Origin of the sequence: Zobellia russellii (genome assembly GCF_018728565.1) — a bacterium.
In the GTDB taxonomy this organism is placed as follows: Bacteria; Bacteroidota; Bacteroidia; order Flavobacteriales; family Flavobacteriaceae; genus Zobellia; species Zobellia russellii.
Window position 1 is genome coordinate 432,725 of record NZ_JACSOI010000004.1, and the last position, 24,225, is coordinate 456,949.

A 24,225-nucleotide genomic window follows, 5' to 3' on the forward strand; every position below is an offset into this window, starting at 1 on the left:
AGTTGATTTTTGAAAATACCATTAACGACCAGACTAAAAAATAATTTTCTATCTTGAGAACGCTATGAAAAAACTATTACCGCCATTAATCTTTGGCCTATTTCTGCTGTTGCCAATAGTAACGTTTGGCCACCAACCAAAACAAAGTTTAATATATCTTCGGATTTATGAGAAGACTGGAATAGAAGGTCGTTTTGAAGTCAATGCTCACGAACTTAATAGTGTTTTTGGGCTGGATTTAGGGTTGCACCCGAGTATAGAACAGGTAAGGCCATTCCAAGAAAGAATTCAGGCTTATTTATTCGAAAATGCTAAATTCTCATCTGAACTGGCAGACTATACAATTGTCTTTACGGGGGAGATTACAAAACTAAATCTGTCTTATGGAGACTTTATCAATTTTCATTTCCGACTTGAAAATTCAGAAAATTTACCTGATAGCTTAACGTTGGATTACAACGCTTTTTTTGATGAAGACCCATCACATATGTGTCTTGTGGCAATGGAGTATAATTGGAAGGCGGGTCTCATTAATAATGAGCATATTGTTGCTCTATATTTATCCGAAGGGGAACGTAATGGAACGTTTTCTATCAAAGAAACTTCTCTGTGGAAGGGTTTTCTGGCCATGGTGCAACAAGGTGTGTGGCACATTTGGATCGGAATGGATCATATCCTATTTTTAGTAGCTCTAATTCTGCCATCTGTGGTAAGAAGACGCAAAAAAGAGGGAGTCACAGGCGAAGCTATTAATACTACTAAGTCAGGTCTTTGGGGTTGGGTACCGGTTAAGAGTTTTAGACCTGCTTTTATGTATATACTTAAAATCGTTACTTTTTTTACCATTGCCCATACGATTACCTTAAGTCTTGCATCTTTAGAAATTATAACATTGCCTTCTCGCGTTGTGGAATCAATAATAGCTTTTTCCGTTGGCCTTGCAGCTTATCACAATATCAGGCCTATATTTAAAGGAGAAGACTGGGTTATTGCTTTTGTTTTTGGTCTCTTTCATGGGTTTGGTTTTGCCAGTGTATTGGGAGATTTAGGTTTTAAAGGTGAATACCTCTCATTGTCTTTGGTTGGCTTTAACATAGGGGTAGAGTTAGGGCAAATTGCTATTATAGCACTGATTTTTCCAATTTTATATTTCATAAGAAATAACAAGTTTTATGTTAAACTCATGCTTTGGCTTTCCATTGTTTTAATAGTTATATCTGTTTACTGGCTTACAGAAAGAGCTTTTGATATTGATTTACCGTTGGATGAGATAATCAATAGAAACATACTGTATCCTATTGCGAATTTTTTTGGTTTGAAGTAATAACACCCAAAACTTAGCATTTGGAAAAAAGTGATAAAAATAATTCGTTATTAAGCCGATGGAAAAATCGTGAAGAGAAGGAGGTTGCTTTAATAACCATTCCCAAGGCTCCCGATACAAGCTCGGCACCCTTATCTTCAGGGCAACAACGTATATGGTTTCTTCAAGAGTTGTATAAGGACAACCCTTTTTATAATTATTCTGAGGTACTTACTTTTCAGGGAGATTTAAAAGTTGAATATTTAAAGGATAGCCTAGAGCATATATTTTTTGCTAATGAGGTTTTAAGGTCTTATTACCCAACTGTTGAGGGTAGTCCTATAGCTAAAACACATAATAATGTTCCTGAAATTAAGGAATATGATTTTAGTCATTTAACGAAACATGAAGCAGGAAAAGAAACTGAGGCGGTCATGCGGCAACAGTCATCACAGGTGTTTGATTTGTCCGTTCCAAGTCTGGTAAGGGTATCCTTAATTAAGCTTTCTGTAAATAAAACGCTTCTGTTTTTTACCATGCATCACATTGTAATAGATGAATGGTCTATAGATGTTTTAAAACAACAATTAGCAGACACGTACCTGAAACTATTATCCGGACAATCGTTGGATATTCCACATGAAACTCTTCAATATTGTGATTATGCATATTGGGAACGAAACACACCAATTGATGAAAAACAATTGGAGTATTGGAGAAAATCATTATCGGGAGATTTACCTATTTTAAATCTGCAAACAGACCGTACGAGACCGGCGAGACCATCTTTTAAGGGGAAGCAACAAGCCTTGTCACTAGACAAAGAGTTGTCTTCGGACATATTGAATACATCAAAACAACTTGGCACAACACCCTTTGTTTTCCTGCTTACCGTGTATTACATTCTTTTGTATAAGTACTCAGGACAGTCGGATATTTTGGTAGGAACCCCCATTGCTAATAGGAGTTCCAAGTCTTTGGAGAAAGTGCTTGGGTTTTTTATCAATACAGTGGTTTTGAGAAGTAAATTAGAAGGTTCCAGTAGCTTTTTAAACCTAATGGAAATTGTAAAAGCCAATACGCTTTCAGCTTTTTCCAATAAAGAGATACCCTTTGATGTATTGGTAAAAGAATTGAAGGTTGAACGGTCTTTAGCGGTAAGTCCCTTTTTTCAAGTAATGTTCTTATACCATTCAGCTACGGCCACACCTTTTTTTGGGAGTGATTTGCATTTAGTAGATGAAACTGAATTTGATACCGAGGTTTCTAAATTTGATTTAACGCTGTCTATCTCTGAGTCAAAAGGAATGCTTTCTTTGGTTTTTGAATATGATACGGACTTATTTGAATCTGCTACTATTTCTCGTTTTTTATCGCATTACAAAATGTTATTGAATGGGGTAATTGCAAACCCCAATGAGCCTATTGGTCAACTTCCAATGATGACCATAGAGGAGAAAAAAGTATTGTTTACTCAAGTTGTAGAAGACAGGAATCATTTTAAAACTTATCAGGCAATCCATAATATTATATCTGATGTATCACATCAGATTCCGAATCGTAATGCTTTGACATTTAATAATGTGTGTTTGTCTTATGGAGAGTTGGATAGGCGGTCAGGAATAATTGCTGAAGCCATACTCCAAAAAACAAAGAAGCGAAACGAGATAGTAATGCTTTGTATGGATAGGTCAGTTGAAATGATAGTTTCTTTATTGGCTATTCTTAAAGCTGGGTGTGCGTATCTGCCTATGGACCCCAATTATCCCATGGAAAGGTTAAGCTTTATTTTGGAAGATGCCAATTGCAATATTGTTGTGACACATAGTAGTCTCAAGAAAGTTCTTGATGGCACTAATAAGAATACTATTTTAGTTGATTCCGTTGATTTTGATGTGGAGCTAGATATTGTTTTGCCTGAGGTAAAAGAAGACGATTTAGCCTATGTTATTTATACTTCGGGTAGTACAGGAAAACCTAAAGGTGTACCCATAACCCATAAGAACATTATCAATTCAACAGCAGGGAGATTGGATTGTTATCCTAAAAATCCGAGTGCTTTTTTGTTAATGTCCTCCATTTCGTTTGATAGTTCCAAAGCTGGAGTTTTTTGGACACTTTGTACAGGAGGCAATCTTATCCTAACCGAAAATAGAATAGAGCAAGACCTTACTCAAATAGAGGGGTTGATAGAGAAACACAAGGTTAGCCATACCCTTATGCTTCCTTCTTTGTATAAAGTTTTATTGGAGCATGGAAGTACTACAAAACTAAAAAGTCTGGATACCGTTATTGTCGCGGGTGAGGCCTGCACGCGTTCTTTGTGTGAAATCCATTATATAAACCTGTCCTCGGTACATTTGTACAATGAATATGGGCCTACGGAAGCTACAGTTTGGTGTCTTGCGCACAAGGTAGAAAAGAGTAATAGCTTAGACGATGTGCCCATTGGTAGGCCGGTTGCTAATGCAGAGGTGTATCTTCTAAATAAAGCTAAGCGTATGGTTCCCTACGGTGCGGTTGGGGAAATCTATATAGGAGGTCCAGGAGTGTCTAATGGGTATCTTAATAGAGCAGACCTTACTGAAAAGGTGTTTGTAAAGAATCCGTTGGGAGTAGGTTCTGCCACAATTTACAGAACGGGTGATTTAGGCAGGTACCGGAATAACGGAACTATTGAATTTTTAGGAAGGGCAGACCATCAAGTTAAAGTACGCGGTTTTAGAATTGAGCTGGATGAGGTGGAGAAAACCGTATCCGAATACGATCAGGTGACTGCTACAGTGGCCATGGTAGAGGACAACAAACGTTTGGTAGCCTATATTACGGTTAGCAGTACAGTTGAGGAAAGGGCACTTAAACTGTTTTTAAAAGAGAAGTTGCCCGAATATATGGTACCATCTAGGATAATAGAAGTGGGGGAGTTTCCACTTTTGCCTAATGGTAAGGTAGATAAGGTAAGTCTGTCTCGTATGAAACCTTCCGTAGTGCGCGGCACTGTTGTAGAAATGGAACATCCGTCTACAGAGCTTGAAACAAAAATGGCAACTATTTGGAAAGAAGTCTTGGATCTCCCTTCGATTGGTTTACATGAGAACTTTTTTGATATAGGGGGAGATTCTATATTGAGCATACAGGTTATTTCAAAAGCGAAAGCGGAAAAAATAGAGGTGTCTCCCAATCAATTGTTCCAGTATCAGACTATTGCTGAGCTTACTCGACATATAGAAACTGAAAAACAAAAGCGGGCAGAAGCTTTTGACACCTCAGAATTTAAGCATTTAGTGGCTATTCGTTCCGGAGGAACAAAACCTGGCTTATTTTGTTTGCACTCCGGTGGCACCCATTTCTTTTATTACAATCAGTTTGCAAAACATTTGCATCAAGACCGTCCGGTTTATGCACTGCAGGCATCGGGTCATGAAGATAAACTTGTACTGCATAGGAGCGTCCATCAGATGGCGGTTGACTTCATAAAGGAAATTAAAAAAGTACAACCCCAGGGGCCATATCACTTTATAGCGTATTGTTTCAATACGGCCATTGGTATGGAAGTTACAAGATTGTTGAATGAAATGAATGATTCGGTCAATCTTATCATAGCAGACACTATGGCGGACTACCTTAGTCTGTTTGCTCCGTCGCAGACCAATGTTAGGGCAACGGCATTTTTAAAAAGGCTAAAGTCGAACCCAATAAAAGCAGTTCGTAGTTTTGTTAGGTCAAAGTTGATGCTGCCGCTCAAGGAAAAGTACAAGTCTTTCATGAGCAGGGGTAGTCAAAGGCTTGTCCGTACGTTACATGATAATCATATCAAATTATATAGACAGTACAACTGGAAGCCCGTAGATAATGATATACACGTATTGCTAACTGATAAAAAAGAGGTGAATTTCAATGAAAAAGTAGTGGCTTCATGGGAAAAGATGACGAATAAACAGGTTATTGTTGTTTCCGTGGTAGGTCATCATGACAAACTCTTTGAAGATGCTTTAACTGCCGAGAAAACGGCGGCCAGTATAGATGCGTGTATGAAAAATTTTGAGACTAGCAGAAAAACAGGCTGAATGGAACCCTATGGAGTTATCTGAAAACGAAGCACATGTATGGAGTTTTAAAGTGAGTGATTTTGATAAAATTAGCTCTTATTTACAATTACTATCTCTTGATGAAAAAGAAAGGGTAACTCGGTTTAAATTTCAAAAAGATAGGAAAACCTACATTCTAACTAGAGGGTTGTTAAGAGTCTTATCAGGAAACTATTTGAATATTTTTCCAGAAAAAATCAGGTTTAAGTATAATGATTATGGAAAGCCGGACTACCACCAAGAAACTTCATTAAGGTTTAATGTTTCTCATTCAGTAGAATGTATTGCTTTAGCTTTTGTTAAAAATAGTGCGATCGGCATAGACGTTGAAAAAGTCAGAACTGATTTTGACGCATTGAAACTAGCAGAGAACTTTTTTTCTTTTAAGGAAATAGAGATGCTACATGATGTGCCGCAAAACAATTTATACAAGGCCTTTTACAATTGTTGGACCAGAAAAGAATCTTTTATCAAGGCAAAAGATATTGGCCTTTCTTTTCCTTTAACTTCGTTTACAGTCTCTTTGGATGAAGAAAATGCAGAATTGTTGCGTACGGATTGGGATCATCAAGAAAAAAACGAATGGAAACTGTTTTCTTTACGACTGCAGAATGATTATGTGGGCGCCATTACGACAGCTGCAGGAATTCGGTCCGTACTGTACTTTAATCTCGAGGCTTTTCTATCAAAAATTAGTTAGAAATTCATCCTGCGATTGGTAGATGGAGTAATTCTACACCGTTTGTCGTTAAGTGTTGTTGGTTAGACGATTATCATAATTTAAGTCTGTACTACGCGTAAAAATATCCTATCTTTATTCCATCCCCCCCCCTCAACAAACAATTTAGAGTTACCTATACCGCTTTCCCTCTACGAGCGAAAGAAACTCAATCATTATTTGCCAGACCAAACCATGAGAAAAATTAGTATCCTTTACCAGAAAGTTCCTAGTATAAAAAAAAACGTTCTATACCATTTTCTATGCTATCGGTTTAGAAATGTTTTATGGCTCTTATTGTTGTTGTTGGGAACAAATGGGTTAAAAGCTCAGCTCCCGACCGATTTTCAAAAGGTTGAGTTGTTGACAGGTCTTTCAAACGCTACAACGATGCAGTTTGCGCCTGATGGCCGCATCTTTATCCTAGACCGTTTTGGTGAAGTCAAAATCTATCATACGGACACCCAACTTTCTGTATCGTCGGGTGTACTACCAGTATTTCATGAGTTTGAAGATGGGTTGTTGGGTATCGCTTTCGATCCCAATTTTCTTGATAACGACTATATTTATTTACACTATTCGGTATTTTCTTCTTCTACAAACCGAGTATCACGCTTTACCATGAACGGTGATGTTCTTGATGTAGATTCGGAGGTTACATTATTGGAATGGCCGGTACAGCGTACATTTAGCTTTCATGCGGGGGGAGATATGGCTTTTGATTCGCAGGGCAATCTATATATAGCTACCGGAGACAATACGGATCATGGCAATTATGGGGCATTAAGCGAAACCAATCTCACAAAAAGTGCTGAAAAAAGCTCTTCCAATACGAATGATTACCGTGGTAAAATACTAAGAATAACTCCTCAAACAAACGGTACATATACCATTCCAAACGGAAACCTTTTTCCAAATGGTGTAGGTGGTAAACCGGAAATTTATGTTATGGGAGCTAGAAATCCGTATCGAATTTTTGTTGATAAGACCAATACGGACTGGCTATTTTGGGGAGAAGTGGGTCCTGACGCAAATTCGTCAAGTTCTCTGGGTCCAGAAGGTATGGATGAAATGAATCTGGTCAAATCCGCAGGTAATTATGGCTGGCCTTATTTTTCGGGTAAAAATGAAGCGTATCAAATCTCCTATGCTAGTACACCTTACTATAATGATGAGAACGCTCCGCAGAATATTTCTACATGGAATACCGGTTCTGTTAACCTGCCTCCTGCCCAGCCATCATGGCTAGAGTTTTTTCACAAAAGTTATTTTGCAGGACCAAGGTACTATTATGACGGTACGTTGAGCGATCAACAGAGGCTTCCGGTCGAGTTTGATGAAGTTTTTTTCTATTACGATTTTAATACCAGTAAGATATGGGCAGTACAAATGGATGCCAATGGGAATATTTTGAGCAATGATCAATTAGCGCCCTCTGTGTTTCCCAGTTCTTCAAATGGTTTTATAGATATGGAAATTGGCCCGGATGGTCACATGTACATTTTGGCTTATGGCACAGGCTGTTGCCCTGACAACAGCGGTACCGGAAAGCTTATTCGCATAGACTATACAGGTGAAGTCTCTAATTCTCCGCCGGAGGTAGTTCTCAATGCCAATGTTACGAGCGGTTCACTACCATTGAGCGTGGAATTCTCCAGTGCTGGCACTGTGGACCCTAATGGAGATTCCCCGTTGGCCTATGCATGGGATTTTCAGTCCGACGGTATCGTAGATTCAACTCAAGAAAACCCTACGTTTACTTTCACTTCTCCGGGAACTTTCAATGTACAGCTTAAAGTCAATGATGGAAATGGAGGTGTAGGGGTTAAAAACAGTACGATTCACGCTGGTAACAATGCGGCGACATTCACTTTTAATTCACCACCTGACGGTGGATTTATGGCTTGGGACGATGACATCCATTTTGACCTAACGGTAAGCGATATAGAAGATGGTAGTACATTGGGAGGAATTGCTTGTGGCGATGTGTCTCTAGTTCCCTCTTTAGGACACCTAAATCATTTTCACGATGGCGCAACAATCAATGGATGCCCGAAAATATTGACTCTAGATCCGGGCTCCCACGATACTAATGGGGAAATGGATATTTTTTATGTACTGAATGCAAACTATACGGACGAAGGAGGGCTAACTTCTTTTGATCAACTGAAACTCTATCCCAAGCGTATGGAAGCAGAATTCTATTCGGAAGCAAGCGATGTTCTTCGTATTTCAAACACTGATACCTCTGGGGGAGGTAGTGAAGCCATTCGTGCTGATCATGGAGGCTATATCGCTTTTGCGGATAGAAATCTTTTAAATATTGATGCAATACGATATAGAATATCGGCCGCCGCTATCGGAGGCACAATAGAATTTAGGACAGGAGGCATTACCGGACCACTTTTGGCAACCACTAAGGTACCCTTAACGGGAAGCACCAATAACTGGGTGGACATTGAATCTACCTTTACCGATCCAGGAGGGAAAAACGATATTTATTTTATTTTCAAGAGCAATTCCGGGCAGCAGAACATCTTTGATATTAATTATATGGAGTTCATCGGTTCAGGGGTTTCTATTGACAACTCCCCACCCGAGGTAGTAGCGATAAATCAGGTTAACGCCACTGAATTAGGTGTTGAATTTTCTGAATATATCACCAAAGATTCTGCAGAAAACTTGGCCAATTATTCTATAGACAATGGTATTATAGTTACGGCAGCTGTTCTGCAGGACGATAATAGAACAGTAATGCTTACCCATTCACAACTAGGAGCGGGAACGGTATATCGTCTTTCAGTAGATAATGTTGAGAATAGCGTTGGTTTAGCAGTTGTAGCAAATAGTTATCCCATATCTATTTTTGATCCTATTCGCATCAACGTTGGGGGACCATCATTAACTTTTGACGGCAATACTTTTCTAGATGATCAAAACGCGAACGGTGGCAATCTTTTTAATAAAGACATAGCGATTGCCAATACTTTGAACGACGAACTCTATCAGACTGAACGTTTCCAAACATTTTCATATAATATTCCGTTACCTATTTCCGGAAGGTATGATATTCGTTTGCATTTTGCTGAGCTTTATTTTGGGGTAGGTAGCGTCTCCGGCGGGCCGGGATCTAGGGTATTCGATGTAACGATAGAAGGTAATCCAGTATTGACTAATTTTGATATTCTGGAAGAGACCGCGCCTGCAACTGCAATAATAAAGGATTTTGACAATGTTTTAATCACAGACGGAGTTGCTAATATTCAGTTTCTTTCAATAATTGAAAACCCCAAAGTTTCTGCCATCGAGATATTACCGGCAGATGCAATTACAGTTGCACCAACCATAGTTATCAATTCACCTACTAATGGTGCAATGGTAAACCAACCGTTCAACATAGCCTTTGCCGTACAAAATTGGGAAATTGCAGAAGGAAGTACTCACATGCATTATTATATAGATGATGTTATGGTGGGTCCGCATTACAGTTATGGGCCAATTACCATTAATGACCTAAGCCTTGGTAACCATACCATAAAACTTGAGCTTTATGAGGCTGGTCATGTACCTACTGGTATATTTGATGAAGTTACAGTCAATGTCAGCGATGAAAATGGTTGTGGTAATACGCCTTTTCCGGACCAATGGCAGGTACATGAATTGGAAAGTAACGAATTACCTTATCGCTCTGTCTATATCCTGCCGCAGGAAGATTTGGACGGTGACGGCTTAAAGGATATTGTAACTGGAGCTTGGTGGTATAAAAATCCGGGTTCGGCATCAGCTAATTGGGAGCGTAAAACAATTGGAAATCTATTTAACAATGTAGCTCATATTCACGATTTCGACAATGATGGCGATATGGATATGTTGGGCACAACCGGTGCTTATACAGGTTCGGATTTGGTTTGGGCGCAAAATGATGGTACGGGCAATTTTACTATCCATAATAACATTCCTGCAGGAAATACAAATTATAGTGAGCCCTTTCTCGCGGGTATTTCCGGTGGTATTTTTCAAAATGGAGGTTCATATCAGATGGCAATTAACTGGAATGGGGCTGAGTCTACGGGATCATCTGTGCAAATGTTGAATGTTCCAGTTGACCCGGTCAATACGCCATGGCCACTTGTTGATATTAGTCCCGATTCCCTTGGGGAGGATATACAAAAAGGCGATATTGATGGTGATGGCGACCTCGATCTGTTCCAGTCGAGCAATTGGTTGCGCAATGAGGGTAATGGTAATTGGACAACTATTGCTACTGGGATTTCATATGTAACCACAGCTGATAGAGCCCAATTGGCCGATTTTGATGGTGATGGTGATTTGGATGCCGTTGTTGGTCAACTAAGTTTGGGAACAAGCTCATTGGAGAAGACTGAGTTCGCTTGGTTTGAAACACCTGCAGATCCAACACAACCTTGGACTAAGCATATTTTAGCTACGGATATCAATGGAAGTTTGAGTGTCGTGGTTTCAGATATTGATTTTGATGGGGATGAGGATATTGTGGTAGGAGAGTGGAAAGGAAATAACCGATTACTGACTTTCGAAAACAATCTTTGTAATTCCGGCAATTGGATTACGCATACCATAGATGCTGGCGGAACCGGTTTTGACCATCACGACGGAGCACAGGTAGTAGACATTGACAATGATGGTGATTTGGATATTGTTTCGATAGGATGGGATAATATAGTGCCGAGGATTTTTGAGAATAAAAGTATAGTGACTAATAGTGCGCCAATTGTCAACGCGGGTGACGACCAGGAAATTAACTTACCTACTTCTGAATTAACCTTGAGCGGTTCGGGCAATGACCTTGATGGTGGTCCGATTAATTTTCTATGGACCCAACAAAATGGACCTAACACGGCCACATTGACCAATTTTGACACGGCCAATCTAACGGTATCCAATTTGGTTGCGGGCAACTACACCTTTCGATTAACGGTAACGGACGATGAGAACGATAACTCCTTTGATGAGGTGATAGTAACCGTAGTTCCCGAGTCAACCCAAGGAGCGTTCACACTACGTATCAATACCGGAGGTTCTCAGTCTACCTTTAATGGAGAAGAATTTATAGAGGACCAGTACTTTAATACTGGAAGTACACTTGATAGGCCTCAAACGGGGTTGTCTCAACCCTATAGTAGCATACGTTTTAGCCGTTCGCAAACTATGAATTATGACTTGCCGGTTCCCAATGGGGCGTACACTGTAAGATTGCATTTTGCCGAAATTTGGTTCGGGGCTACGGGAGGTGGTGTAGGAGCAGCAGGGAATAGAGTGTTTGACGTACGCTTGGAGAATGAATTGGCTGAGGATAATCTAGATGTATTTGCCGAAGTAGGTGCAGAGAGCCCTTTGGTAAAGACTCATGTTGCTTATGTAAACGATGGCATACTTGATATTGACTTTTCTGCGCTAGCTACAGATGGAGGCAGTAGGCATCCGATAATCAATGCTATAGAAGTGATTGGTAGCGGAAGTCCCTCGGTACCACCTGTAGCGGAGGCTGGAAACAACCAGGCAATAACACTTCCTTCCACTACAAGCGTGACTTTCAATGGTTCGGGACATGACCCTGATGGCGGTCAGGTTTCATTTTTATGGACGCAGGTCAGTGGCCCCAATTCAGCAATTTTAAGTGATGAAAATACAGCGAACCTTTCAGTAACAGAACTTTTAGCCGGAAATTACGTATTCCAATTGACGGTCACTGACCAAGATAACGAAACTACATCAGATGAGGTGACCCTTTCCGTTCAACAAACCGGTGGCGGGCAGTCGCCCATTGTCAATGCGGGAGGTAATCGGAACATCAACTTGCCTACCTCTAACATCACCCTGAACGGTTCGGGCAGCGACCCAGATGGTGGTACGGTTACTTTTCAATGGACGCAGCAAAATGGTCCCAACAGCGCTACATTAACCAATTCTAATACAGTTAACCTTATAGTTACAGATTTAGTGGCAGGAGACTATACATTTCGCCTAACTGTAATGGATGACGAGAACGATACGGTTTTTGATGAAGTGAATGTTACTGTACAGCCAGAACCAAACGAGAGTGATTTCGTTCTTCGTATCAATGCGGGTGGTTCACAAACTACCTATAATAACAATGAGTTTATCGCCGACCAGCATTTTGACACTGGCTCAACTCTTAACAGGCCACAAACAGGTTTGCCTGAGCCGTACCGGAGTTTTAGGTTTAGCCGATCTCAGGTTATGGGATATGATATTCCGTTGCCCAACGGGGCATATTCGGTAAGATTACATTTTGCCGAACTATGGTTTGGCGCAACAGGAGGAGGTTCCGGAGGAATAGGCAGTCGCGTTTTTGATGTACAGTTGGAGAATGAATTGGTAGAGGATAATTTAGATGTTTTTGCATTGGCTGGAGCAGATGCGTTATTGGTAAGAACGCACTCGGTTTCCATTACGGATGGTGTGCTTAATATTGATTTTTCAGCCTTGGCTTCTGATGGAGGCTCTAGGCATCCGATTATAAATGCCATAGAGATTGTCGGGGAAGGCGGGCAACCTTCACTTGAACCTATTGCGAATGCAGGCCAAGACCAAAATATAGTTTTGCCTGTAGATGAAGTGGTTTTAGATGGTTCTGGTAGCGATCCTGATGGTGGTGCGGTTTCATTTCAATGGGTGCAGGTTACTGGCCCAAGTACAGCTACCTTGTCTTCAGCTACGACTTCGGAACTTAATGTGAGTAATCTAATTGAAGGTTCTTATGTTTTTCGGTTAACGGTAAGCGATGATGAAAGTCAAGTAGATTCGGACGAGGTTACAGTGGTTGTTAGTCCGGAAGCGGTTGGTCTGGATGATCATATTTGGCTAGAGGCGGAGTGTGCAGATGTTGGTGCTGATTGGTTGTTTAGAACAGATAGTTCTGTTTCAGGTGGTACGTATTTAGAAGCGCCGTCTGGCAATTACTTTAATAGTGCGCCTTCCGGTGACGGTTCAAGAATACGTTTTGACTTTTCTGTTGAAGAAGGAACGTATCGTCTGTATGCTCTAGTAGATACTCCAACAGGTGATACGGATAGTTTTTGGGTACGGGCAAATAACGGGCCTTGGTTAAAGTGGAATTATATTTTAGGGGGTAATGGTTTTAATTGGAGACAATTACACGATAAGGAGCGTAGGACAGTGTTTGTTACTTTTAATTTGGACGAGGGAAATAACACCATAGATTTTGCCCATAGGGAACAAGGTGCTAAGCTTGATAAAATATATGTTACTAAAAATGGGCAACTTCCAACCGGTTTTGGGGAGAGTGATTTTACATGTTCGCTGAGCAGTAAAAATTCGACCGTACAAAAAGAATCTGGTGTGTTGTCTAGGGATATTACGGATTCGGGAATTGGTTCGGATTTGTTGATGGAGCAGGGCGAAAGTGCAGTAAGTTTATACCCCAACCCGGCACATACGGAAGTTCATATTTCACTTCAGGAAGAGCAAAAAGAAGCGGAATATATTGCTATTTATACCATGGATGGAACATTGGTTAAAATGGAAAAGGGTAATGCAGTACAGGTTAAACCTAAACTTTATAAAATGGACGTAAGTATTTTAAAACCTGAAATGTACGTTATTCAAGTTGTAACTGTAGATGGAGGGTCAACAATCCGTAAAATGCTTATTTCGAACTAGTTGAAAATAGGTTTTGGGTTCAATTTAATCCCTAACGAATTTTACTCCTGCGGTAATGGTGGAAGAGCTAAATGTGGTGTCTCTGTCGTACTGATAAAACTTCAGGTCAATACTCTTAAGGCCAAATTTTGAGATATGCATTTTGGTGAAAATATCGGTATAAGAAACTCCCAGTCCGTATTGGTTGGCGGTGTATTCGGATAGGTCATAGTCCGAGGTGTAGAAATCTTCATTGGAAAGGTGTCTTTCGTAAGGTGCAAAATAATCCGCGGCAGATTGATTGTAAAATCGGTAAGAAGGGTAAAGTGTAAACTTATCGTTCAATTTAACAGCTGCTTCTATGCTTGCTGTATGTGAGTGGACGCCCCAATCGTCAAAATAATAGCGATAATACGTTCTAAGCGTTAGAATTTCGTTGAGGTACCAGTTTAAACGTCCGCCTAGAGCCAGTTTTAGCCTGCCATCGGGTAAACGTTCAATATCATCCGCCAATTGAAAATTTTCTATAAAAGAGTCCGGTACATCCGAAAAGTATACACGTTGAAAAGGCGTTGAAAGAAGCCCTTGTTGGTTAATTACATCAAATGAAATCAACCCTTGTACATTTTTATGTAGTATTTGGGAAAGGCCAAGTCCTAGTGAATAGGAGTTGCGGTTGGTTTTATCAAGTTCGGTGAAATTGGGAGCGTAATTGGTGTTGCCGGTAATTTCATCCGGTCTAAAAAAACCAACACCATTATTGCTAAAAGGTCTAAGTTCAAAAGGGTATATGGTGGTCCATTTATCCAAATACACATTGGCGTTTATACTGACTTCCGTGTTTTTTTCATTGAAGAGTTTGGCGTAGCTCCCGCCAAAACCCAAAGAAAAGTAGTCATACTCTGAGGAAACGGAGAATTTCGCGGACCAAACATCGTTTCTGTCGTCGGAACTGTGGCTGTAGCTACCTGTTAGATTTACCCAAGTATCGGATTGTGAAGCTCCTGAACTGGCAACAAATGGGTCGGCATCGCTTCTTTTGTCAAAAGGATTAACATTGCTTGAGGAAGCAGAGGTGTAAGCGGAAACCCCAGCATCTATGGTAAGTACATCATCGTCGTTTAACGGAATGGATACGATAATTGTTCCGGTTACATCTGTTAGTTCTTCTGTGCCTTTTCCACCGGTTACGGCTGCATTATCACCATCTTGGGAATAATAGCTGGTCAAAAAATCTACTTCGGTGGTTTCAAGAACCCGTTTTTTATATTCCTGATTTTTCTCCTGTGACCAAGCAAACTGAAGTCCTACTGTCAAGAAGATAAAAGCTATGTTTTTTATTGAAGTCATAATTCGTTTGTGCATCACCTTGTAACTTAATTGCAGCCGCAGCCACCTCCTGTTTTACCTCCGTTAGCTCCTACAGCTGCTTCTCTATAGGAGTGGGCTATGGTAACGTTTCGGTCGCATTTTTTGTCGCTCAGGGTCATATCCGGGTCGCTGAGATTTACTTTTTCGTATTCTTTCACTACAACGCAACTGTGCATTGTGGCGGCAACACCTATTCCTATTAAAAATCGTTTCATCATAATTTCTCTATTTCAATATGCTCGGATGTAGATATATTTCCTTGATCGTCAATTATAATACATTCTATTTGGGGCATTTGATTGATTCTGTTCAAACCTACTTCTTTGCCCATTACAAAAACCGAAGTGGCCAAAGCATCTGCCAATTCCGCTTTTGGTGCAAAAACGGTAACGCTAATAATTCCTGTCGACGGAAAGCCTGTTCTTGGGTCAATGATATGGGAGTATCGCTTGCTGTCTAAGATTACGAATTTTTCATAATCACCAGAAGTAACTACCGCTCCTTGTGTAATGGGTAGTAAAGCAAACACCTTATTCTTGTCCATTGGGTTGGTGATGGCAACTTTCCAAGGTTCGCCATTGGGTTGTTTCCCCCATGTATTCATGTCTCCCGAAGCATTGATTATTCCGGCAGCAACCCCCGTTTCAATCAATAGAGCCTTTGCTTTGTCTGCGGCATAGCCTTTGCCAATTGCCCCAAAACCTATTTTCATACCTTCTTCTTTTAGGAAAACGGTATTGTTTTCAGGGTTTAAAACTATATTATGGAAGCCTACTTTTGCTATTGATGATTGAATGGCTGTGGTGTCTGGTATTTGGGTCATGCTGCCGTCAAACACCCAAATTTTATCCATAGATGCATAACTAATATCAAAAGCACCATCAGTAAGTGTGGAAAGGCCTGTTGCCCGTTCAATGAGATCGTAGAGTTCCGTAGAAACTTTTACAGGACTTTTACCGGCATTTTTATTGATTTTAGAGGTTTGTGAATGGGGATTCCATGAAGATATCAAGTCTTCAATTCTGGAAATTTCGGCCACGGCCAAATCTATATTTTTATTTGCTTCGGTTGAATCTTTGGCAACTACAGTAATATCAAACCTGCTCCCCATTAACTTTAGTGTTCTGGTAAAAGTACCCTGTGCAATTATGGATAGTGAAAACAAAAAGAATAGTACGAATAGGGAATTTCTCAAGTCCTATAATTTAATTGGAATATGAAACGAAACACTGCATCTATAGCAAAGATAAGATAGAATCTATTAGGTCTTGGTTGTAGTCCGTAAAAGAATCTTTTTTGAAAAATGCAAGACGATAATTGTTCCACCTATTAAAATATTAAATATTGTTTGCGCAATTTTGCACATGTTAAAAATGAAATACCACCTAATTATTCAGTATAATTGTATGGTTTTAGCAAATTAGATGGACTAAAAACAAGATTGCATAAGTTTTGTGCAAAATTTGTGCAAATTGTTTATCGCATTAGTAATGTATTGTTACGCCTGTATCTTTGATGAGGTTAACGCTAAGATAGCAATACTTAAAAAGAACGAAGATTTGCTGAAGACATTTTAGTAGTAACATCAACAAACAGAAAACAGAAAACAGAACATCAATGAAACAAAAAGAAAGGAAGTCCAGTTTAAAGAAACACTTCTTAGTCGCACTATCCTTGACCACATTTGGATTTTTTCAAGCTAAGTCACAAAAAAACAAGGTGTTTAACGAGACTGGCGGAAAGGTAGTTGTGGAAGCGGAGGATTTTGACAAACAAACAAATACGGATATCCGCAAGTGGTATATAATAGATTCCAACTTTAAATCAACATTAAAAAGCGCTGAGGACAAGTTGCATTATAAAGACGCGAGTGGAGAGCGATATGTAGAAATATTACCTGATACGCGTACCAATCATGATGAAAAGCTTATAGTAGGAGAAAATTTCTCCAACGAGCCAGGTAAGATGGCCATTTTGCATTATAAAGTCAACTTTTCTACGCCTGGTAGATATTATGTATGGGCAAGTGCCTATAGCACCGGTTCTGAAGATAATGGGATTCATGTGGGGGTAAATGGCACATGGCCAGAGTCGGGCCAGCGTATGCAATGGTGCGAGGGCAAAGATGCTTGGACTTGGGGCAGTAGCCAAAGAACGCTAGAAGTACATTGCGGTGTGCCAGGGTTGATATATTTGGATATTGAGAAGGCCGGTGAGCATGATATTCAGTTTAGTATGAGGGAAGATGGTTTTGAAATGGACCAATTTATACTGACCAAGGATAGTAGCTTTCATCCTGAAAAAACTAACGAGGTTGCTTCTGATGATTTGTTAGCTATGGCAAAGGAAGTAAGGCCAAGCGCCAAAATATATCCGGCACAGGGGTTTAAAAGCACTAAAAATTCATTTTATAACGATAGAAAATGGTTGGCCATCAATCCGGAAAAATATGAGGAAGCGGAGGCTTTTCTTCTCTTTGATGGAGGTGACGGCACATATGATGTGGTGTTGTTTACGGTAGGCGAAAATGATGGCCGGTCTGTATATACCTTACGGAAAAATGAAGAAAGCTTTCAGGATTTCAGAACTCCGTTAAGCAGTAATATGTTTGAAGAAGGCTTGGAGTATGTAAAAGTCTACAATAACATTAAGCTAAAGGGTAAAGATGAAGTAGGGATAAAGGCAGTTCCAAAGAGTAGGGACGGTAAGGAATTTAGTCGAGCACGATGGATCGGATTGGTGGTCGTTGAAGCGGGAACCGGTAAGAAACTGCTAGAGGAAATGCAACAAAAAATGGCTGAGCAAGCTAATTTGAAAATTTCGGGAGAGCTTAAAAAATGGCATAAAGTAACCTTGACTTTTGACGGCCCAAGAACATCGGAAAAAGCGGATTACAACCCATTCATGAACTATCGCTTTAATGTAACTTTTGCTCACGCGCAAAGTGGTAAATCCTATGTGATACCTGGTTATTTTGCTGCTGATGGTTATGCGGGACAATCTTCTTCGGAAGAAGGAAATAAGTGGCGTGTTCATTTTGCTCCTGACGAAACTGGTGAGTGGACGTACAAGGTTGATTTTAGAAAAGGAAACTATTCGGCGGTGAGTACAAAACCTACTACGGGACTCAGTGGTTCCTATATGGATGGTGCCAGTGGAACTTTTACTATTGACAAAACAGATAAAGAAGGAGACGACTTTAGGGCTAAGGGAAGATTGCAATATGTAGGGGATCGTTATTTAAAATTTGCCGAAACAGGTGAGTATTTCTTAAAGCAAGGTCCTGATGCGCCCGAAAATTTTCTTTCCTATGTAGACCTTGATGGCACCTTTAAGGACGATGGCCATAAGGATGGTATGGTTAAAACTTGGTCGGCTCATTTACAGGATTATAAGCAGAATGACCCAACTTGGAAAAACGGAAAGGGTAAAGCTATCATTGGCGCTTTAAACTATTTGGCTTCAAAAGGGCTGAACTCGGTCTCATTCTTGACCAACAATATTGCGGGAGATGATCAGAATGTATTCCCTTACATAGATTATGATACCTATGATAGAATTGATGTGTCCAAAATGGACCAATGGGAGATTATTTTTGAACATGCCCAAAAGTTGGGGCTTTTCCTTCACTTTAAAATGTTTGAAGTAGAGAACCAAGGACTTTTGGATAATGGTGGGGTTGGAGCCAACACCAAATTGTATTATCGAGAATTGATGGCCCGTTTTGGACACCATTTGGCTTTAAACTGGAATCTTTGTGAAGAGAATGGCGAGTGGGTAACTAACCCAACAACACCTCCGCAAGAAGAGGAGCAACGTCTAGCTATGGCCGCTTACTTTAAAAAGAACGACCCGTACCACCATCATTTGGTAATCCATAATGGAATTGAATTTGATGATATGCTTGGGCCTGAAAGTGGACTTACGGGACCATCCGTTCAGACCAATAAAGAAGATTTTAGTAGAGTGCACGGACAAGTATTGCGTTGGTTGAAAGCATCTAAGGAAGCTGGTTTTCAATGGGCCGTTGCGGTTGATGAACCCGGTGACGCACAACATTCGTTAATTACGGATGCTGAAAATCCTGATCATAATAACGCACGTAGAAATGCCTTATGGGGTACGTTTATGGCCGGTGGATGGGGTAATGAATGGTATTTTGGATATGCACATCCACATTCAGACCTTACTTGTGAAGATTACCGTTCTAGGGATTTGTTCTGGGGTCAAGCGGTACACGCTATGGATTTCTTTAAGAATAATGATGTTCCGTTTTGGGAAACTGAAAACAGAAATGACCTTGTTGGTAATATGGAGAATAAAAATACAGTCTACTGTTTGGCAAAGGAAAACGAAGTCTATGTGATTTATCTTAATTCAGAACCAACTGCCCAGTTAGATTTGTCCAATGCTTCAGGTGAATTTGAAGTATTATGGTTCAATCCAAAAAAAGGTGGAGACCTTAGAAAGTCAAAGGTCAAGAAAGTGTCCGGTGGTGCTGTTGTGGATTTAGGAAAATCGCCAGATAAAAAACAACAGGATTGGACTATTTTGGTTAGAAGAGCAAAGTAGTCTTTTTACCAATAGTGGAAAAGCGGATTCCGTCTAAATGACAAGTATCCGCTTTCTTAATTGTTAGGTGAACAAGGGTTCAAAGATGTCCCGGTATTATTCATATCGGATAACATCTTTGAACTTTTATTGTTGGTACCATGGGTCATTGGTTCTTTTAAGCTCTTTTCCTAGGATACTTAAAAGGTTTTGCCTGGAAAGAGAGCGGACAATTTTCAAATGCTGGAATGGGAAAGTTATTTGGAAGATTTTCAAAGAAGCTTCAATCTCCACTCCAGATAAGGTATTTAAATAACTAAATTGTCCTAATTACTTTGCAAGGGTTACCGTAAGCAAGAACATCATTAGGTACGTCTTTGGTAACAACACTTCCTGCACCTATAGTTACGTTGTCGCCAATAGTTACACCGGGAAAGATAACTGTGTTACCTCCAATCCACGCGTTATCACCAATTACAACTGGTTTGGTGTGGGTTAAATAACGGGAAGCATTTCCTTCTTGAATAATTCGGTCCGTTGCTTTTATGGGGTGGGTGGCGGTGTAGATTTGTACAAAAGGGGCAATTAGCCCGTTTTTGCCAATTGTAATGGTATTGTTATCAATAAACATACAATTGGTATTCACAAAAGTGTTTTCACCTATAGAAATATTACTTCCATAGTCACAGAAAAAGGGAGCCTCAATCCATACGCCAGCAGCTTTTTGTGCCAGCAACTGGTTTAAAAGTCGCTCCCTTTCTTCTAATAGTTCTGAGTCCAAAGTGTTATAGGCCTGTAGTATTTTACGGGCCCTATGGTACATTTTAAGGAGTTCCGCGTCACGAGAATCATAAACTTTACCATTGATCATTTTTTCTTTTTCGGTCATAGTCGTCTAGATTCAATTGGAAATCACGTGTTAAAATATATTATCAATTTTTGATAGCAACACTAGTACTTGGTTTTATCGTGTTTTTCTGCCCAGTTATTAAAAACTTGAACGGCATCATCTTGTAGCATTTGCTTAAAATAAATCTGCCTGTCTTCCATGTCTTTATCTAGTTCATCATAGATAAATTGGTCATCAAAATCTATCGCTTTTGCATCGGCCTTATCACAGCCGTAGTATACCGCTTTAGGTCTTGCCCAGTAAATAGCACCAAAGCACATAGGGCAGGGCTCACAAGAGGTATAAATAATGCAATCCGTTAATTGAAAACTATTCAATTTACTACAAGCTTCCCTGATTACTACCATTTCTGCATGGGCGGTAGGGTCGTTCGTAGAGGTTACTTTATTGTGGCCTTCGGCAATTATTTCACCATCCTTTACCACTACAGCGCCAAAAGGGCCACCGGCATTTGAGTTCATTCCTTTGGCCGCCATCTCAATAGCCCGGCGCATAAAAACTTCATGTTCTTTCATCATATTCATAAATTAAATGGGTGTTTGTCATACATCGCTAGGTACAACCGAATGTAAAAAAGTGTGTTGATACTTTGCTCTCTTTTCAAAAATGAACTTGTATCAACCAAATAAACATTCAAAATTACATAATTCTACCCGTTTTCTAACTTTTTTCCTTTCCTCCATACCTACTTAGAAAATCATTGAATAATTCCACGTAAGGGAAACTATCAACTTAGCTATGGGCATTTTTAAGATGGCCGCTCATTCTTGAACTATATGGATAAGGTTCCTTAAACTGTTTATCTTTGCTGCTGTAGCGCTACTTCTGTTAACATGAAAAGAAATAAATGTAGATGAGAAACGGATATTACATATGCTTTTTACTATTTCTATTGCCATGGGTCTCAAGCACTCAGACCTTATTACCGCCCATTTATAATTATAAAGTTTTTGAATACAATGCGGGAGCTCAAAATTGGGGGTTGACCGTAGATGAAAAAGGCCACGTTTTTTCTGCCAATGACAAAGGCTTACTTTCTTTTAATGGTGAGGAGTGGATTTTGAACAAGTTACCGAACGCTACAATTTTACGATCGGTAACTTCGGTAAAGGACAAGGTCTATACAGGTTCTTATGAGGAATTCGGATATTGGCAAACCACAGAAACAGGGGAGCTGAATTACACCTCACTTACCCATTTGATTCAAAACCATACGTTTACAAGTGAAGAATTCTGGCAGATTTTACCTTTTAAAGAAGCTGTTTACTTTCGTTCGTTTTCGGCACTTTATAAATATGAAGAGGGCCGTATTACGGTAATAGACCCTGAATTTGTTATTACGGGACTGGCCGTTTATGATGGCAAGGTTTACGTAGCGGCCAAAAACTTGGGGCTTTATGTGGTAAATGGCGAAAAGTTGGAACCCATAGGAAATGATGACGTACTTAAGGACCAGACGGTAACGGACATGGCGTCTTTTAAGGACGGCCTGCTCATTGGTACACAATTAAACGGTTGTGTAGTATATCAAAACGGACAGTTTACATCGTTGGATAAAAATATGAACAGCCTTTTAAAGAAATATCAGCTCAATAAGCTGATTGCTTTGGAGACGGGCGAAATTGCTTTTGGAACCATTAAAAACGGAATTTATCTTTTTGATTCCGCTTCGGGGTCCTATCGTAATTTGAATAGGAAAACAGGACTTCAGAACAATACCGTATTATCTCTGGCTAAATTCAAAGACCAATTCTGGGTAGGGCTGGAGAGTGGCATGGACCGTATTCAAGTAAACTCGGCTATAACATTTTATACGGATCATACAGGGGCCCTAGGTACAACTCATGATGTGGCTATACAAGACAACTCCATGTATTTGGGTAGTAACACGGGCATTTATTATTTTAAGGATGATGAACTTCAATTTTTTGAGGGTTCACAAGGCCATGTTTGGGACCTGGAGTTAATTGCTAATGATGTTTTGGCCGGCCATAATACGGGAACTTTTAAAGTAGATGGAGAGAAACTTACCAAAATATCCGATCGTGCTGGGGGGTATCAATTTGTAAAGGTTCCGGAAAAGAACAATGTCTTTTTGCAAGGGACATATACAGGAGTAACCAAGTATATAAAGGATTCCAATAATAGGTGGAATGTAAGTACGGTTACAGGAATTGACTTTCCCGTAAAACAATTGTGTTTTGAAGACAATCGTACCATTTGGGCAGCGCACCATTATAAAGGCCTCTTTCGTTTTAAACTGAACGAGGATTTGACCGCCGTAGAAGAGAAAACTGCTTTTGATACCACGGTATTACCCAATATTTACAACGTAAGGTTGTATCGCATTAAAAACCAGATTGTAATGCAAAGTGAGGGCAATTGGTTTAAATATGACCCTCTAGTAGGTAAAATAGCAACTTTAGAAGAGTTTGAGCCTTTTACAAATAAATCGCTTATTTACTCAGATGGTGAGCACTTTTGGTTTTTAAAGGATGCCGATACCAAAGAACTTCTGTATACGGATTTGCGGAACAATGCCATAGCGATAAGTGAAACCCAATTGAACCAGCGCTTAATGCCCGATATGGAGCGAGCGGTAAAACGCAATGATTCCATTTACCTTTTAACGTTGAGTGACGGTTTTGCAAAAATGAACATTGCCCAGTTGCAACGGCAATTGAACACGAATGCTATTCCTGTTCCGGAGCTTACCTTCTTTAAGGATGATCAAGAGAGGTATTCCGTTAAAGACTCCCTTTTTGAGGTGCCTTATGCGCATTCTCAAGAATTGATACTTCAGTTGTCGGTGCCCAGTATGGTACAACCTAGGTATTATTATGAGCTAAAAGGTCCTTTAGAACAAGAAGCATACCGAACCCAGGGTACATTGGAGTTTCAAAACCTACCTCATGGTGATTATACATTAAATGTACATTCCGTGACTATGGACAACAGAATGAGCAGTCCTAAAACCATTGCTTTTGCAATAGCCTCTCCTTGGTACCTGTCTAAACTAAGTATGTTGGGGTATGTGTTGATTTTAGTTTTGATTGTTTTGGGAGTACGTTGGTACAACAGGCAAAAACTCAGAAGAAAGCACGAGATTTTAAAAATACGGTTACAACGTGAGCAGGAAGAACGTCTGGCACAATTAGAGAAAGAAAAACTAGAGAAAGAAATAAAACGCAAACAGACCGAATTGGCCCGAACCACAATGAGCGTAGCCAAAAAGAACGAGCTTATTCTAGAGCTAAAAGATTTAATGGTCTTGAACAAGGATGCTTTCCCAAACAAACAACGTTACCGTTCGCTGACCAAAAAACTGGATGGGTCTATTAACGAGAATGAAGATTGGAAGAATTTTGAAGTCAATTTTAAAGAACTTCACGATGATTTCTTTGACAATTTATTACAGCAGTTCCCAAAACTGACCCCTAAAGATTTGAAGCTTTGTGCCTATCTAAAAATGAATTTGTCCAGTAAGGAAATAGCTCCTCTTATGGCCATTTCCATACGTGGTGTAGAAATACATCGGTACCGTTTAAGAAAGAAATTGGGTATAGATAGTTCACAAAACCTATCCAATTTTTTAATTAAGTTCAAATAGATGGTGTTATAA

The 24,225-nt window shown here is 39.8% G+C and carries 11 protein-coding genes; 6 read left to right on the top strand and 5 right to left on the bottom strand.

Going from position 1 to position 24,225, the window contains the following annotated elements:
* The first annotated feature begins 64 nt into the window (after positions 1–64).
* The 4 genes from H9565_RS12275 (at position 65) to H9565_RS12290 (ending at position 13,792) form a co-directional block, all read left to right on the top strand.
* Positions 65–1,324: a HupE/UreJ family protein gene (locus tag H9565_RS12275; RefSeq protein ID WP_215440029.1), complete on the top strand. Its 1,260-nt coding sequence runs from the start codon at positions 65–67 to the stop codon at positions 1,322–1,324.
* A 20-nt stretch (positions 1,325–1,344) separates the two neighbouring features.
* Complete coding sequence (locus H9565_RS12280; RefSeq protein ID WP_215440031.1) at positions 1,345–5,370, top strand: non-ribosomal peptide synthetase; 4,026 nt, start codon at positions 1,345–1,347, stop codon at positions 5,368–5,370.
* Positions 5,345–6,091, top strand: a complete 747-nt coding sequence (locus H9565_RS12285; RefSeq protein WP_215440032.1) for a 4'-phosphopantetheinyl transferase family protein — start codon at positions 5,345–5,347, stop codon at positions 6,089–6,091. Before H9565_RS12280 ends, H9565_RS12285 begins: the two co-directional genes overlap by 26 nt.
* 213 nt (positions 6,092–6,304) lie before the next feature.
* Positions 6,305–13,792, top strand: a complete 7,488-nt coding sequence (locus H9565_RS12290) for a PKD domain-containing protein (RefSeq protein WP_215440034.1) — start codon at positions 6,305–6,307, stop codon at positions 13,790–13,792.
* Between the two features lie 24 nt (positions 13,793–13,816).
* On the opposite strand, the gene H9565_RS12295 is transcribed toward H9565_RS12290, so the two are convergent.
* Genes H9565_RS12295 through H9565_RS12305 form a run of 3 tightly spaced genes read right to left on the bottom strand, consistent with a single transcriptional unit; the run spans position 13,817 to position 16,337 of the window.
* Positions 13,817–15,121, bottom strand: a complete 1,305-nt coding sequence (locus H9565_RS12295; protein ID WP_215440036.1) for a DUF3570 domain-containing protein — start codon at positions 15,119–15,121, stop codon at positions 13,817–13,819.
* 26 nt (positions 15,122–15,147) lie between these two features.
* A complete protein-coding gene (locus tag H9565_RS12300; RefSeq protein WP_215440038.1) occupies positions 15,148–15,360 on the bottom strand; it encodes a DUF4266 domain-containing protein in 213 nt (70 codons plus the stop codon).
* Complete coding sequence (locus H9565_RS12305; RefSeq protein ID WP_246560582.1) at positions 15,357–16,337, bottom strand: FAD:protein FMN transferase; 981 nt, start codon at positions 16,335–16,337, stop codon at positions 15,357–15,359. Before H9565_RS12305 ends, H9565_RS12300 begins: the two co-directional genes overlap by 4 nt.
* Positions 16,338–16,759: 422 nt before the next feature.
* Between H9565_RS12305 and H9565_RS12310 the strand changes: the two genes are divergently transcribed.
* Positions 16,760–19,714, top strand: a complete 2,955-nt coding sequence (locus tag H9565_RS12310; RefSeq protein ID WP_215440040.1) for a DUF5060 domain-containing protein — start codon at positions 16,760–16,762, stop codon at positions 19,712–19,714.
* A 295-nt stretch (positions 19,715–20,009) separates the two neighbouring features.
* On the opposite strand, the gene H9565_RS12315 is transcribed toward H9565_RS12310, so the two are convergent.
* Both H9565_RS12315 and H9565_RS12320 read right to left on the bottom strand, forming a co-directional pair.
* Positions 20,010–20,582, bottom strand: a complete 573-nt coding sequence (locus H9565_RS12315) for a sugar O-acetyltransferase (RefSeq protein ID WP_215440042.1) — start codon at positions 20,580–20,582, stop codon at positions 20,010–20,012.
* Positions 20,583–20,644: 62 nt separating this feature from the next.
* The gene (locus tag H9565_RS12320; RefSeq protein WP_038239662.1) at positions 20,645–21,118 is read right to left on the bottom strand and encodes a nucleoside deaminase; all 474 of its coding nucleotides are present in this window, start codon (positions 21,116–21,118) and stop codon (positions 20,645–20,647) included.
* 338 nt (positions 21,119–21,456) lie between these two features.
* On the opposite strand from H9565_RS12320, the gene H9565_RS12325 reads away from it, so the two are divergent.
* Positions 21,457–24,213, top strand: coding sequence for a helix-turn-helix and ligand-binding sensor domain-containing protein (locus H9565_RS12325; protein WP_215440044.1), 2,757 nt, complete (start codon positions 21,457–21,459; stop codon positions 24,211–24,213).
* Positions 24,214–24,225 lie beyond the last annotated feature (12 nt).